The organism is Chryseobacterium glaciei, from assembly GCF_001648155.1.
Classification (GTDB): Bacteria; Bacteroidota; Bacteroidia; order Flavobacteriales; family Weeksellaceae; genus Chryseobacterium; species Chryseobacterium glaciei.
This window is the reverse complement of sequence record NZ_CP015199.1, coordinates 1,063,648-1,077,381: the sequence shown is the minus strand read 5'-3', so window position 1 is coordinate 1,077,381 and position 13,734 is coordinate 1,063,648. Positions and strand designations below refer to the sequence as shown.

Annotated in this window: 13 protein-coding genes and 10 tRNA genes; 22 read left to right on the top strand and 1 reads right to left on the bottom strand. The window is 33.6% G+C overall.

The genetic code is table 11. The features are described 5' to 3' along the window. The 21 genes from A0O34_RS04745 (at position 1) to A0O34_RS04660 (ending at position 11,090) form a co-directional block, all read left to right on the top strand. A tRNA-Glu gene (locus tag A0O34_RS04745) sits at positions 1–73 on the top strand. Between the two features lie 93 nt (positions 74–166). Beyond that, positions 167–240, top strand: a tRNA-Met gene (locus A0O34_RS04740). Between the two features lie 8 nt (positions 241–248). After that, positions 249–320: transfer RNA gene (locus tag A0O34_RS04735), tRNA-Asn, on the top strand. 173 nt (positions 321–493) lie between these two features. Next, positions 494–575: transfer RNA gene (locus A0O34_RS22280), tRNA-Cys, on the top strand. Between the two features lie 173 nt (positions 576–748). Then, positions 749–830 (top strand) — tRNA-Cys (locus tag A0O34_RS22275). A gap of 198 nt (positions 831–1,028) precedes the next feature. Continuing rightward, positions 1,029–1,112, top strand: a tRNA-Tyr gene (locus tag A0O34_RS22270). A 92-nt stretch (positions 1,113–1,204) separates the two neighbouring features. Further along, positions 1,205–1,276 (top strand) — tRNA-Glu (locus A0O34_RS04730). Positions 1,277–1,383: 107 nt separating this feature from the next. Beyond that, positions 1,384–1,457: transfer RNA gene (locus tag A0O34_RS04725), tRNA-Leu, on the top strand. 21 nt (positions 1,458–1,478) lie between these two features. Next, positions 1,479–1,551 (top strand) — tRNA-Phe (locus A0O34_RS04720). 6 nt (positions 1,552–1,557) lie between these two features. Continuing rightward, positions 1,558–1,630 (top strand) — tRNA-Gln (locus A0O34_RS04715). 94 nt (positions 1,631–1,724) lie between these two features. Beyond that, positions 1,725–2,210, top strand: coding sequence for a ribonuclease H-like YkuK family protein (locus tag A0O34_RS04710; RefSeq protein ID WP_066751873.1), 486 nt, complete (start codon positions 1,725–1,727; stop codon positions 2,208–2,210). A gap of 17 nt (positions 2,211–2,227) precedes the next feature. Continuing rightward, on the top strand, positions 2,228–3,040 hold the full coding sequence (locus tag A0O34_RS04705; RefSeq protein ID WP_066751862.1) for an ATP-grasp domain-containing protein: 813 nt from the start codon (positions 2,228–2,230) through the stop codon (positions 3,038–3,040). Between the two features lie 24 nt (positions 3,041–3,064). Beyond that, entirely contained in the window at positions 3,065–3,841 is a 777-nt protein-coding gene (locus A0O34_RS04700; protein ID WP_066751860.1) for an ATP-grasp domain-containing protein, read from the top strand. 12 nt (positions 3,842–3,853) lie between these two features. Beyond that, positions 3,854–4,225: a cyclic-phosphate processing receiver domain-containing protein gene (locus A0O34_RS04695; RefSeq protein WP_082891096.1), complete on the top strand. Its 372-nt coding sequence runs from the start codon at positions 3,854–3,856 to the stop codon at positions 4,223–4,225. Then, the gene (locus A0O34_RS04690; RefSeq protein WP_066751858.1) at positions 4,225–4,782 is read left to right on the top strand and encodes a DinB family protein; all 558 of its coding nucleotides are present in this window, start codon (positions 4,225–4,227) and stop codon (positions 4,780–4,782) included. Before A0O34_RS04695 ends, A0O34_RS04690 begins: the two co-directional genes overlap by 1 nt. A gap of 136 nt (positions 4,783–4,918) precedes the next feature. After that, positions 4,919–5,932: an RNA ligase, Rnl2 family gene (locus A0O34_RS04685; protein WP_066751856.1), complete on the top strand. Its 1,014-nt coding sequence runs from the start codon at positions 4,919–4,921 to the stop codon at positions 5,930–5,932. Positions 5,933–6,059: 127 nt separating this feature from the next. After that, a complete protein-coding gene (locus A0O34_RS04680) occupies positions 6,060–7,004 on the top strand; it encodes an MBL fold metallo-hydrolase (protein ID WP_066751853.1) in 945 nt (314 codons plus the stop codon). A 24-nt stretch (positions 7,005–7,028) separates the two neighbouring features. After that, positions 7,029–7,592 carry a metallophosphoesterase family protein gene (locus A0O34_RS04675; protein WP_066751850.1) on the top strand — a complete coding sequence of 188 codons (564 nt, stop codon included), beginning with the start codon at positions 7,029–7,031 and terminating at the stop codon, positions 7,590–7,592. A 77-nt stretch (positions 7,593–7,669) separates the two neighbouring features. Beyond that, positions 7,670–8,215, top strand: a complete 546-nt coding sequence (locus A0O34_RS04670; protein ID WP_066751848.1) for a 3'-5' exonuclease — start codon at positions 7,670–7,672, stop codon at positions 8,213–8,215. 108 nt (positions 8,216–8,323) lie between these two features. Continuing rightward, positions 8,324–8,872 carry a 3'-5' exonuclease gene (locus A0O34_RS04665; protein ID WP_066751845.1) on the top strand — a complete coding sequence of 183 codons (549 nt, stop codon included), beginning with the start codon at positions 8,324–8,326 and terminating at the stop codon, positions 8,870–8,872. 1,120 nt (positions 8,873–9,992) lie between these two features. Further along, positions 9,993–11,090 (top strand): slipin family protein, encoded by a 1,098-nt coding sequence (locus A0O34_RS04660; RefSeq protein ID WP_066751842.1) that lies wholly within the window; start codon positions 9,993–9,995, stop codon positions 11,088–11,090. A gap of 289 nt (positions 11,091–11,379) precedes the next feature. Here A0O34_RS04660 and A0O34_RS04655 read toward each other — a convergent pair whose 3' ends face one another. After that, positions 11,380–11,826, bottom strand: coding sequence for a VOC family protein (locus tag A0O34_RS04655; protein ID WP_066751840.1), 447 nt, complete (start codon positions 11,824–11,826; stop codon positions 11,380–11,382). A 316-nt stretch (positions 11,827–12,142) separates the two neighbouring features. Between A0O34_RS04655 and A0O34_RS04650 the strand changes: the two genes are divergently transcribed. Continuing rightward, positions 12,143–13,660: a TROVE domain-containing protein gene (locus A0O34_RS04650; RefSeq protein WP_066751838.1), complete on the top strand. Its 1,518-nt coding sequence runs from the start codon at positions 12,143–12,145 to the stop codon at positions 13,658–13,660. Positions 13,661–13,734 lie beyond the last annotated feature (74 nt).

Here is a 13,734-nt window from a genome sequence, read left to right as displayed (position 1 = left end):
GCTCCATTCGTCTAATGGTTTAGGACAGCTGCCTTTCGAGCAGTAAATAAGAGTTCGATTCTCTTATGGAGTGCAATAATGTGAATGATCAATAATGAATTTCACTTCGTAAGTGAATTTGAAAATTGATAGCAAAGGGAATTGATAATTGGCAGTTCACATAAAAGATTTCGTAGCTCAATAGGTTAGAGTATCGGTTTCATAAGCCGAAGGTTGAAGGTTCGAGTCCTTCCGAAATTACAAAAAATGATTTTGTAGCTCAATGGTAGAGCGCCGGTCTGTTAAACCGGAAGTTGAAAGTTCGAATCTTTCCAGAATCGCAACTAACTAAATGTTAATTGTTTCAAAGAAGAGAATAAAAGTTTGTCGAGCGAAGAAGTTCTTATATCAAACAAAAAATTAAGACAGGCTTTGTTTTTCTTCAAAAAAAATTAGAGTTAAAAGTTAATTGGAAAAATTACTCATTATCAATTATTTATTACTCATAAAAAATGATGGTTCGCCGAAGTGGAAGAGTCGGGGCGGTCTGCAAAACCGTTGTGAAAACTGAGTGGGTTTGAATCCCATCACCATCTCAAATAACTAAAATGAGATTAGTTCCGAAGAAAAAATAAAAGTTTGTCGAGCGAAGAAGTTCTTATATCAAACAAAAAATTAAGACAGGCTTTGTTTTTTTTCAAAAAAAATTAGAGTTAAAAGTTAATTGGAAAAATTACTCATTACCAATTTCTTATCACTCATAAAAAATGATGGTTCGCCGAAGTGGAAGAGTCGGGGCGGTCTGCAAAACCGTTGTGAAAACTGAGTGGGTTTGAATCCCATCACCATCTCAAATAACTAAAATGAGATTAGTTCCGAAGAAAATAAAAAGTTTGTCGAGCGAAGAAGTTCATATATCAAACTAAAAAAATAATGACAAGCTTTATTTTTCTTCACAAAAAAGAAGTTAGATGCTAGAGATTAGAAGTTAGAGATATTGCATTATCTGAAAACTATCAACCAACAACAATCAACTAGCACCAAAATCCGGAAGTACGCCGAAGTTGGAGAGTCGGGGCAGACTGTAAATCTGTTGCTTCATTGCTGAGTAGGTTCGAATCCTACTACTTCCACTATAAAAATCAGCTGATAATGTAACGGCAGCATGCAGGAAATGTACTCTTGTTGTTTAGGTTCGATTCCTGGTTGGTTGATTTTTTTTAACGCTCCATTCGTCTAACGGTTAGGACGCCTGCCTTTCGAGCAGAAAGCAAGGGTTCGATTCCCTTATGGAGTACAAAATATGAGTAATGGTAATGTGCAATGAGTAATTATTGCTAGTATAAATTATTAAGTATGAATTTATATTATTAATTACACATTACTGATTACTCATGAAAATTTGCGGGAATGGTGGAAATGGTAGACACACTTGATTTAGGCTCAAGGTTTTGGGGGTTCGAATCCCTCTTTCCGTACAAAAAGTAATTAGCAAACTTGGAAGAGTGGTGTAGAAGGTCTGCGCGTTAGTCTGAAAAACTAAAGGTACAGGTTCGATTCCTGTCTGTTCCGCGAAACTGATTCATAGTGTAATTGGTCAGCACACAAGACTTTGACTCTTGTTGTTCAGGTTCGAGTCCTGATGAATCAACAGAAAAGTGAATAGTTAATAATGAATTTAAAAATTGACTATTCACAATTCACATATTTAACAATTTAATATTTAAACAAAACATGTAGAAAAAATGGAAACGCAACAACAAACATGGCAAAATATGACTGGAAAATTTTTCCAACACTCTATCACACAACTGGTAGAAGAAGCCATCATCCGCGAACAGGCAAATGGACACCGACTGAAAGTGTGTGTGGGATCAGACTCTCACGTTTATGGTGACGCCATTAATTATGCTACGGCAGTTGTCTTTATTCGTGAGGGAAAAGGAGCGTTTACCTTTATCAGAAAAGAAAGAGAAATACAGAATATCAGTATCAAAGAGCGAATGTTGAACGAGGTCAACAAATCCGTAGAAATCGCCTATGCAATTTGCTCTATTCTGGAAACTTATGATGTGGAAATGGAGGTACACGCAGACATTAACACCGATCCGGATTTTAAATCTAACGTTGCTTTGAAAGACGCAATGGGATATATTTTGGGAATGGGATATGTGTTTAAGGCAAAACCTTACGCATTTGCAAGTTCCAATTGTGCTGATATGATGGTATAATCTTAAAAAATAAAAAAATGAAAACAATTTTAATCATCAATGGAGAAAAATATTGTAAAGATTACTTTGCAGGATTTAATGTGGTTCAGAAGAAAGTTCAGACCTCAGAATTTATTGTAAAAGATGCTGAACTGTATGTTATTGATGCAGATGGAGTCTGCAAACCGGATATTATTTTTTGGAGATTGGGGGCTGTAAATCCTAAAGCGAAACACAGAAATATTTTAGAATTAATTGAATATTCAGGAATTCCTTGTGTGAATTCAGCTTCAACATTATTAATGGGATACGAAAGATTATCAATGTTAAATAGATTGAAAAGACTCGGATTACCTGTTATTGATTTTAATGTAGCAACCAATGTAACTCAATTGAAAAATCTGGAAATGCAGTTTCCATTTGTGGTTAAAGTTGGAAACCATCACGGTGGATACGGAAAAAGTATGGTTTCGACCAAAGAACAATGGGAAGAATTAAAAGATTTACTGTTTATCCATCAGGATTATGTGACAACAGAGAAATTTATTAACTATAAATATGACATTCGTTATTTGGCTATAAATGATAAAGTTTGGGCAATGAGAAGAAAAGGCAAATATTGGAAAGCCAATTCTTTAACTCAGGAATATCAAATCAGTGAGCCGGAAAAAGGATGGATAGAAAAAGTAAAACAGTTACAAGAAGATATCAAAGCAGATATTGTTGCCATTGATGTTCTAGAAACAGAAAACGGAGAAGAAGTGATTTTAGAATACAACGATATTCCCGGTCTTTCAGGATTCCCTGAAGATGCAAAATTGGAATTATCAAGTATTGTAAAAAGTAAATAATAAGAACCTTAAAAACTAATAACCATGTATTTTTTAGTTCAGGCTAATGTATATTTAGATCCCGATCATTACAAAATTTTTGATGCTTTGGAAGAATTAAATATTGATTATCATGTAATTAATATTCCTCCAACTGTAGAAAGAATAGACTTCGAAACAGATAGAAAAGATATTTTCGTGTATGGCTCGGTGACAATTGCAAGATTGGCAAAACAAAATACCGATTGGTTTCCAGGTTCTTTTTACGGAGGCAATCACCTGTATGAAGTGTATTCTCAATATTATGGTGAAAATCTTCTCAATCATAACGTTTCCGTTCATAAAATTTCAGAAGAATTGATTTGGAAAAAAGATGAAATAAAATTCATTAAACCTTACAACGAAGCGAAAATTTTTACAGGAAAAGTTTTCAACGAAACAGAATGGAAAGATTTTGTTTTTGAAGGATTGGAAAATAAATCTAACAGAATTACAGAAGATTCTTTGGTTCAGATTTCTGAAGCAAAACGAACAATAAAAGAAGCAAGACTTTGGATTGTTGGAGGACAAATTATCGATGCAGGATATTATAAATTTAATGATAATGCGCCTTTCGAAGAAAATGTTTCAGAAGACGGATTGAGCTTCGCTAATGAAATGATCCAACTTTTCAATCTTGAAGAAGCTTTTGTCATGGATATTTGTTTAATCGATGAAGGCTGGAAAATTGTTGAAATAAATTGTATCAACAGCTCGGGATTTTATCCAAATACGAACGTGAAAAGTATTATCAAAGCTTTGAATATTTACTTTTCAAATTAAAAAAATAGAACAATGGAAATAACAAAAAGATTATTGTTTCTGGACGATATAAGATATCCGATTGAGGCTTATCATTATACAAAACAGAATATTTTCCTCAGAAAAGATTGGCATATCGTTCGTAATTACGAGCAGTTTGTCAATAGGATTTTGGAAAAAGGACTTCCGGAAATGATTTCTTTTGACCACGACCTTGCAGATGAACATTATTTAGAACCAGATTCTAAGGGATTTGTTGAAAAAACAGGTTACGATTGTGCAAAATGGTTGGTAGAATATTGTATGGATAACTATCTGGACTTACCAAAATTCTACTCCCACTCAATGAATCCTGTTGGAAAGGCAAATATTGAAGGTCTTTTGAACAACTTTAAAAAATTATAATGGATATTTTTAGATTAATTCAAGATATAAAAAAGCATTTGAAACTCAGTTTTGATGAGGTTGAGAGATGGTTTGATAAAGATAAAGCTACGTTGAATTATCCGCCTTCAAATGGAGGTTGGACAGTTCAGCAGATTTTAGAACACATTTATCTGACGAACTTTTACTTGTTGATTCTTATTGAAAAAGGCTCAAAGAAAGCAATGAGAAATTATCTTAATCTTGATTTAAATCTTGAAATGCAACATTACAGTTTCGATAAAGAAAAGTTCGATAAGGTAGGCGAGTATGGAGCTTTTGAATGGATAAGACCAGAACATATGGAGCCGAAAGGAGAATTAAATTTAAATGAAATCAGAAGTTTAATTTCTCAGCAATATCATCAATGTTTAAATTATTTAGACTTGATGAAAAACGGTGAAGGTCTCCTCTGTAAAACAACAATGACGGTGAACGAACTGGGAAAAATCAATGTGTATGAATACATTTATTTCCTTTCACTTCACGCTCAAAGACACGTTATTCAAATGAAGAATAACGAATTAGAAATAAGTTAAACTACAAATGAAATCTTGAATTTTCTCTTATGTGTACTTGATGTTTTTCAAAGTGTTAAGCTTTAAAAACTTAAGTGTTTTAAAGTGTTAAATCTTTTGTCTCTTTTGTGGTTAAAATAATTAAAAATTAAAAAAAATGATTTTCAAAACATATAACTCTATAGAAAATGCTTACCAAACCCGCGTGATCGATCAGATCAACTTGCAGGGTTTTGGGGATGAGGTTTTCATTGTACAGGAAAAGGTTCACGGCGCTAATTTCTCTTTCTTTACCGATGGAAAGGAAATTAAGATCGCTAAAAGAACCGCTTTCATCGAAAAGGATGAAAAATTTTACAATGCACATCAAATTTTAGAACGTTACAGAAAAAACGTAATTGATGTCTTCGAAAAAGTGAAAACTATTTACCCTGATTTAGAAACCGTTGTTATTTACGGTGAATTGTTCGGTGGTGGTTACAAGCACAAAGAAGTTGAGCCCGTAAAAGATGCAATAAAAGTTCAAAAAGGTGTTGAATATGCGCCTTACAATGAATTTTATGCATTCGATATTAAATTGAATGGAACAACTTATTTAGATACAGATTTGGTCAACCAAATTTTCGAGGAAACCGGATTTTTCTATGCGAAAATTTTGTTTCAAGGTACTTTAGATGAGGCTTTGAAGTTCTCTAATGTTTTCGATTCTAAAATTCCGGCTTGGTTGGGATTATCGGAAATCGAGAATAATATGTGTGAAGGAACTATTGTTAAAACTTTGAAAACCAAATATTTTGGAAACGGTTCAAGGGTCATTTTAAAAAATAAAAATGAAAAATGGGTCGAAAAATCTAAAATGGTTAGAAAAGATAAACCGACTCAAAAAGAAGTTCATTTCAGTGAAAAGGCTCAGGAAATTTGGGAAGAAATCCAAAAATACGCAACTGTAAACAGGTTGAATAATGTTGTTAGCAAGATTGGTGAATTTGAACCCAAAATGATTGGGAAAGTCATTGGTTTTTTCTCACAGGATATTTTGGAAGATTTTGAAAAAGATTTCCCGAAAGTTTTCACAATTATAGAAAAAGACGAACAGAAAAGAATCAACAAAAAATTGAATTCTTTAGTAATCGACTTTATAAAAGAAGAGTTGATGACTCTTAAAGTTTAGTTTCGGTAATTTATTATCGAAACTTTTTTATGTGTTTAATTAAATTGCAAAAACTTTCCAGCTTGTTTGTCATTCCGCAGGAATCTAAACAGTTGAAAGGCGAAAAGTAGTTAAAAAAATTAAAAAAATGTTACAGGCAGAAATAAAAAGTCTTTTAAGAGAAGACATAAGTATATTAATAAAAATTCCCAATTCAGGAAAACACTATTTGTGTGATTGCGGGGAAGCGAGTTTACTGACAGTGAAAGAAATACAGTCGGTTTCAGCGATATTCATTAGTCATACTCATATTGATCATTTTTCAAATTTTGATGGAATTTTCAGACATCAGATTGGAAGCGGAGAAAAAATTGTGATTTGCGGACCGAAAAATATTCATCATCAAGTTGAAGCAAGATTAAAGTCTTACACTTGGAATTTAGTTGATGAAAGCGCTATCGAATATGAAATTCGGGAAATTGTTTCAAAAGAAGAAATCAATGTCTATAAAATTCGTCCGCCACATTGGGATCTTGAATTGGGAACAACTCAGAATTTCCTTTTTGAAGATGAATACGTGAATGTTGATTTCGCAATTCTTGATCACAAAACAGATTCGATTGCATATCTGTTTAAAGAAAAAGATTCAGTCACTTTTAATGAATATGCTTCCGAATTTAAAAAAGGAAAATGGATCAGCGAATTAAAAACAGCTTTTGAAAACAACGATTCAAACAAAGAAATCCGGATTGAAGAAACAGTTTACAAAGCTTCTGATCTATTTCATCTTTTGACAAAAAGTGAAGGTTACAAATTAGGAGTAATTATGGATCATGCCGTCTGTGAAAATAATTATGAAAAAATCAAAACGATTTTCAAAGAAGCGGATTTGGTTTACATCGAAACATTTTACAAAGATGAAGATCAGGAATTTGCAAAGACCAATTATCACAGCTTTGCATCTGCATCAGGAAAAATTATGAATGAATTTGAGGTGAAAGAAGCCATCCCGATTCACTTTTCCAGAAGATATACGGAAAATGATAAACTAGAAATTGAAACTGCTTTTTATAAAGCATTTCGAGAAAATTAATTAAAAATTTAAACAAGACAAAAAATGAAACCCAATATATTTTTTACAGCAGACCATCATTTTGGTCACGAAAATATTATAAAATTCTCCGAAAGACCTTTTGAGTCTTTGGAACAGATGAATGAAGAACTCATCAAAAGATGGAATGAAAGAATTACAGATGGTGATACTGTCTATCATTTAGGCGATATGAGTTTAGGAAAACCTGATTTTACCAAAGAAATTTTAGATCAATTAAACGGTAATATCCACTTAATAAAAGGCAACCATGAAGGTGCAGCATTGACTTACCCTAAACGATTCGCTTCTATTCGAGATTATCATGAACTGAAAATTGATGAACCTGAAAACGACAATGGCAAACAAAAAATCATTCTTTTTCATTACGCCATGCGCACTTGGAACGGTTCACATCGTGGAGTTTGGCAACTTTACGGGCATTCACACGGAACATTGTCAGATGACGAAATGGCTTTAAGTATTGATGTTGGAGTAGATTGTCACAATTTTTGCCCAATCTCTTACGAGGAAGTTAAGGAATTGATGAAGAAGAAAAAATGGACACCACCGTTTGTGCCAAGAAGCTAATATGAGTAATAAATAATTGGTAATGAGTAATGTAAAAATCATTTATCATTTGCCAATTATCATTTATTAAATTAATTATGAAAACAACAAACACAATATTAATCGTCGATTTAGAAGCCACCTGTTGGGAAAACGACAGAATTCCACCTGGTCAAAAAGTCGATATTATAGAAATAGGAATTTGCGAATTAAACGTAACAACAAAAGCAATTTCCAAGAAACAAAGCATTTACGTCATTCCCGAAAGGTCTAAAATCAATAAATTTTGTACGGATCTTACAGGAATTACTCCACAATTAATAAAAGAAAAAGGAATTCATTTCGAAGAAGCTTGTGAGAAAATAAGGGATGAATACGATTCAACTTCGCTTACTTGGGCGGGCTTTGGAAATTTTGATAAAGAGCAGATTATGGAACAGTGTGATTATCTCGGAATTGAAAATCCTTTTTCTGAAAATTACTTAAATGTGATGAATCAATTCAAAAATTATCATGGACTTCATAAAATGATGGGTTTAAAAAGAGCCCTGAAGTTTTTCAACATGGATTTTGAAGGAAATCATCACAGCGGAGCAGACGATGCTTACAATGCAGCCAGAATTCTAAGAAAAATTTTGGAATAATAATTTTGGTAAGGAAGATGGGAGTAGGAAGCTGGAAGTTTTTTGCAATGCGTAATTCACTTCCAGCCCCCAACTTCAAACTTCCAACCTTTTAAAACATTTAAAAAAGTGAAAACAACAGACAACATATTAATTATAGACCTCGAAGCCACGTGTTGGGATGACCGCCCGCCGAGAGGTCAGGAAAGTGAGATCATAGAAATTGGCGTTTGTATCATGGATGCAAAAACCGGAAAGATTTCGCAAAATGAGGGAATCTTAGTGAAACCTCAATTTTCAAAAGTAAGTCCGTTTTGTACGGCACTGACTTCCATTACTCAGAAAATGCTTGATGAAGAAGGTATTTTACTCGAAGATGCATTAGATATTCTGAGAGCGGAATACGATTCTGAAGACCTGACTTGGGCAAGTTATGGAAACTACGATTTGAATATGCTTCAAAATCAGGCAAGAAGATTCAATGTCGATTATCCTTTGAGTGATGATCATATTAATGTGAAAACGTTATTCGGAGAATTACATCCGACCGTCAGAAAAAGTGTCGGTATGGCAAGAGCTTTAGGCGAATTGAATTTGAAGCTTGAAGGCACACATCACAGAGGTGTGGATGATGCGAAAAATATTGCAAAGATTTTGCATTGGTGTTTACAACAATAGTAATTGTAAAATATGACAATTTAATATTGGCTTCCTTTGATAAAGGGAGCTTTTTTATTGACATAGGAAAATGTAGCGTTAAGAAAATTAAAAATTAATCCGTTAAGAAATTCCCACTGTTTGAAGCGCGAGGCGAATTTTGAATTGAAGAACAAATAATCAATTCGCGCGAGTTTTGGGAATTTTAGGATTAAATTTTAATTTTTAGCGGAAGTTTCCAAGTCTTGAACTTTTGTTTCTTTTGTTTCAAGACAAAAGAAAATTTAAAAAAATATATTAAAAATACTCTACGCAGAAACATTGCGCAATACACCCTTTACTTTGCATCATCAAAACAAAACAACACTAAAATTTTGAAAAACAGATTTTAGTCAAAATATCAGGCAAGTCTTGTTGAGTGTTTCTGTATAGCACCATTGCAGAGGATTTTGTTGAGAAACATTATTTTTTTCTGTTCAACTTGACTTGAAGGTTTCAGAAGTTTGCCAAAAAACTTCTACCATGCGCTATGGGTCGAAGGTTCGAATCCTTCTATTTCCGTAAGGGAATATAACTCAGTTCGGTTAGAGTAATAGCTTTTTTGGATGCACGGGTTCGAATCCTGTCTTCACTTCGGGTGAAGTAGCTCAGTTGGTTAGAGCACTACACTGTCACTGTAGTTTGAAAATAGACTCAAAATCTATTTTTTATTAGAGTTTTGAATGTTTCTCACTAAAAAAACATTTTGTAACGGGAAAATTTGAGTTTTTTTCAGTTGTTGAATCAACATTTTGAAAAAGCTTGTAAGAAAAAAAAAATTTCTGAAAATGAAATTCGGTTGATGAATAGTCAATGATTGGACTGAATTTTCTAAGAAGGACGATTTTCCGCGTGAGCGATGGTAACGGATATCCTTTTTTGTTCGCAAAAAAGATAGAAGTGAACGTAGCGACCCGAGTTGTTGCTTTCAGCGATGGCAAGGGACACGCCCAAGATCTGATTAATTAGAAAATAGGTTTGAAAATAATATTCTGAATTGAATGGAATTTCATGAAAAACTTTCCTTCCGCCATTTTTGGAAGAGAGAATCTCGAATTTTTCCTTTTTTAATTAAAATTAATAACACTTAAAATAAAATATGATGTTTAAAAATGTACAAATTAAAGCGTATCAGGTTGGTTTGGTCTTCAAAAACCGAAACTTAATTGAGATCTTAAAAGAAGGTAATCATTGGATTTTCGGAAATAAATCCGTGGAAATTCATGAAATGAAAAATCCATTTAAAACAACTGAAGATCTGAATCTTTTATTGAAAAATGAAGGTTTAAATTCAATGTTGGAAGTTATTGACGTGAAAGATGGCGAAATCGTTTTGGTACAAGAAAACGGAATCTTTAAGGAAGTTTTGAATGTTGGTCAATATGCCTTCTGGAAAGGTGTTTTGAACAGAGAATTTCAAAAAATTGACTTAACAAAAGTTGAGATCACAGAGAAAATCTCTAAAACAATCCTGGAAAATATGAAGTTGAAAAATTTCACAAGAAAGTTTGTTGTGACGAATCAATATAAAGGATTATTGTTGATTGACGGAAAATTAACCAAAGTTTTGGAAGCCGGAACTTACTATTTCTGGAACAACGAAATTTCTGTTGAGGTAAAAGCCATTGATACGCGTATGCAACAAATGGAAATTGCAGGTCAGGAACTTTTAACGAAAGATAAAGCGATGCTTCGTATCAACTTCTATGTACGTTTTCAGGTGGAAAACATCGAGAAAGCGTTGATGGAAAACAAAGAATATGATAAGCAATTATATATTTTGATGCAATTGGCTTTACGTGAGTTCGTTGGAGCTTTGACATTGGATGAATTGCTGGTAAAAAAAGATGCTGTAGGAAAAGAAATCCTTGAAAATCTTGGAAACAAAGCAGAAGATCTAGGTTTGAAAGCCTCTGATGCCGGAATCCGTGACGTAATCCTGACCGGAGAAATGAAAGAAATTATGAATCAGGTTTTGATCGCTGAGAAAAAAGCACAGGCCAACAGCATCATGCGTCGTGAAGAAACCGCTTCCACAAGAAGTTTGCTCAACACCGCAAAACTGATGGAAGAAAACGAAGTTCTATGGAAGCTGAAAGAAATGGAATATATGGAGAAAATCGCCGACAAAATTGGAGATATTACCGTTTCCGGAAACAGTAATATTCTTTCTCAGCTGAAAGAGATCTTTGCAAAATAAAACTAATAACCATTTTTATAAAGGCGGGTTTCTGTAAAAAGAAGCCTGCTTTACAAACAGCCTTGTAGCTTAAAGGGAAAAGCCTACGGCAAAATATTGCTTACCGTAGAGTTTGCGTATATTCCGGTTAGACCTGCGCGGACTAATGGGTAGAGTTTACAGAAGCACCGAAAATCTTCGGAGAAGTAGGGAAGCGTATTTACAGCCGCAATGCCAATATGGAATGTGAGTTCGAATCTCATCAAGGTTACAAAAAAAATGACAAATCTAAATTTTAGATTTGTCGTTTTTATTTGTTTTCTAACCATTCTTCATAAGAAATCACACCCAGTTCTGGTTTTCCATCACCTTCCAAAATTGAAATAAATTCTAATTGATTTCCATCCGGATCATTAAAATAAATAGCCAAAGCCGGCATCCATGCGAAAACCATTGGTTCATCAATTCCGTCTTTTAAGAAATTGTAAGGCTTTAAATTTTTATTTTTTAAAAACTCAACAGAGTAATTCAAAATATCTTCTTTATCGGCAGAAAAAGCAAAGTGCCTTGTCTGCAAATTTTCTTTTTGCTCCCACAAACCAAGCATGGCTTCTTTATTTTTTCCAATCCATAAAAATGCAATCGGACGGTTTCCATCATGATGAGCAAATTCCAAACCTAAAACTTCAGTATAAAATTTTATCGAGTTTTCTAAACTGCTAACCTGTACGTGAGTTTCATATAATCCTTTTATCATAGCTTACATTTTAATGTATACAAAGCTAGACAACGTATTTCCAAAAACTCCAAATTAGCAACTCCTTTATGTAAAACGAATGATAGATTTTATCTAAACACAAATCACACTAATATTTTCACAAATATCACAATCAAATATTCGTGTTTTTAGTGCAAAAAATTTGTGTTATTAGTGTTTAAATCAAAAAAAATGAAAACTTTTTCACAAAAACTTATACTACGCAAAAATACTGCGTAATACAACCCTTACTTTGCATAAGAAATCAGAGAGGAAGTGATAATCTTCCAAATGTTTAACAAAAAAAACAGTAACCATGAAATTTAATTTTTTAAGAAAAGAGAATAGAGTAGTGATGAACTACGAAGGTGCAAAAGCTTATACAATGACACCTGCAGAAGAACTATACAGTGCTGTTGTTACAACAGGATTATCAAACGCAACCTATGAAAAAGGAAATGACAGATTGGCAAGAATCCAAGCTTTGATTCTGAAAAATGATCCGGAATTCGTTGCAAAATTGGCGGTTTATGCAAGAAAAGATATGTATTTGCGTTCAATTCCATTGGTTTTGACAACCGAATTGGCGAAGCAGACTTCAGGTACAGACTTGGTAAGCAGAACCGTTGACGGAGTTATCCAAAGAGCGGATGAAATCACAGAATTGTTGGCTTATTACCAATTAGCCAACGAAAGAACGGATATTAAAAAGCTGAACAAACTTTCAAAACAAATTCAAAAAGGTTTGGTAAAATCTTTCAATAAATTTGATGAATACCAATTTGCAAAATACAACAGAAAAGCGGAAGTTACTTTGAAAGATGCTTTGTTCTTGGTTCACCCAAAAGCAAAAGACGAAAATCAACAGGCAATTTTCAATAAAATTGTTAACGATTCGTTGGAAGCTCCATATACTTGGGAAGTTGAACTTTCGGTGTTGGGTCAGACAAAATTTAGTAGTGATGCAGAAAGAAAGTCAGCTTTCAAAAACAAATGGGAAGAATTGATTTTCAGTAACAAATTGGGTTATATGGCAACGTTGAGAAACTTGCGAAATATCCTAGAAGCGAACGTTTCATCAGACGCAATGTACAAAGTGTGCAATTATTTGTCGGATGAAAAAGCAGTGAGAAATTCAAAACAATTGCCATTTAGATTTCTGTCAGCGTATAGAGAATTGAAAATGATCGATTCACCCTACTTGTCATCAATTTTGGAAGCATTGGAAGATGCGGTGGTGATAAGTGCAAAAAACATCAAAGGTTTTGGTTTCGATACTTCGGTGGTGATCGCAGCAGACGTGTCTGGTTCGATGCAACAACCTGTTTCTCCGAAATCTAAAGTATTGTTGTACGATATCGGTTTGTTGATGTCGATGATGTTGCAGTCACAGTGCAAAAATGTTGTTTCAGGTATGTTTGGTGACACTTGGAAGAGAGTTCCGATGCCTAAAAATGGTATCCTGAGAAACGTAGATACATTCTATAAGCGAGAAGGTGAGGTTGGTTACTCTACAAACGGTTATCTTGTGATCGAAGATTTGATCAGAAAAAGAGAAAAAGTAGATAAAGTAATGTTGTTAACGGATACTCAGCTGTGGGATAGTAACGGTGGTAGAAATTCCTTTGAAAACTCATGGAATCAATACAAAAGTTTCAATCCAAATGCAAAATTGTATATTTTTGATTTGGCAGGTTACGGAAAACAACCGCTGGATATCAGAAAAAATGATGTATACCTTATCGCAGGTTGGTCCGACAAAATTTTCGATGTATTGAATGCTTTGGAAGACCGAAAATCAGCGGTAGCAATGATAAAAAAAGTAGTGCTGTAAAAGGCACTGCTTTTAAAAATAAAAAACTAATAACCAATTTTTTTAGAAGCTTAATCCCGCTTTTCACTGTATCT

Bases quoted from the DNA above. Each gene is read 5' to 3' on its own strand.
- A0O34_RS04710 (WP_066751873.1), top strand. From the start codon at position 1,725: ATGGAAACGCAACAACAAACATGGCAAAATATGACTGGAAAATTTTTC.
- A0O34_RS04705 (WP_066751862.1), top strand. From the start codon at position 2,228: ATGAAAACAATTTTAATCATCAATGGAGAAAAATATTGTAAAGATTAC.
- A0O34_RS04700 (WP_066751860.1), top strand. From the start codon at position 3,065: ATGTATTTTTTAGTTCAGGCTAATGTATATTTAGATCCCGATCATTAC.
- A0O34_RS04695 (WP_082891096.1), top strand. From the start codon at position 3,854: ATGGAAATAACAAAAAGATTATTGTTTCTGGACGATATAAGATATCCG.
- A0O34_RS04690 (WP_066751858.1), top strand. From the start codon at position 4,225: ATGGATATTTTTAGATTAATTCAAGATATAAAAAAGCATTTGAAACTC.
- A0O34_RS04685 (WP_066751856.1), top strand. From the start codon at position 4,919: ATGATTTTCAAAACATATAACTCTATAGAAAATGCTTACCAAACCCGC.
- A0O34_RS04680 (WP_066751853.1), top strand. From the start codon at position 6,060: ATGTTACAGGCAGAAATAAAAAGTCTTTTAAGAGAAGACATAAGTATA.
- A0O34_RS04675 (WP_066751850.1), top strand. From the start codon at position 7,029: ATGAAACCCAATATATTTTTTACAGCAGACCATCATTTTGGTCACGAA.
- A0O34_RS04670 (WP_066751848.1), top strand. From the start codon at position 7,670: ATGAAAACAACAAACACAATATTAATCGTCGATTTAGAAGCCACCTGT.
- A0O34_RS04660 (WP_066751842.1), top strand. From the start codon at position 9,993: ATGTTTAAAAATGTACAAATTAAAGCGTATCAGGTTGGTTTGGTCTTC.
- A0O34_RS04655 (WP_066751840.1), bottom strand. From the start codon at position 11,826: ATGATAAAAGGATTATATGAAACTCACGTACAGGTTAGCAGTTTAGAA.
- A0O34_RS04650 (WP_066751838.1), top strand. From the start codon at position 12,143: ATGAAATTTAATTTTTTAAGAAAAGAGAATAGAGTAGTGATGAACTAC.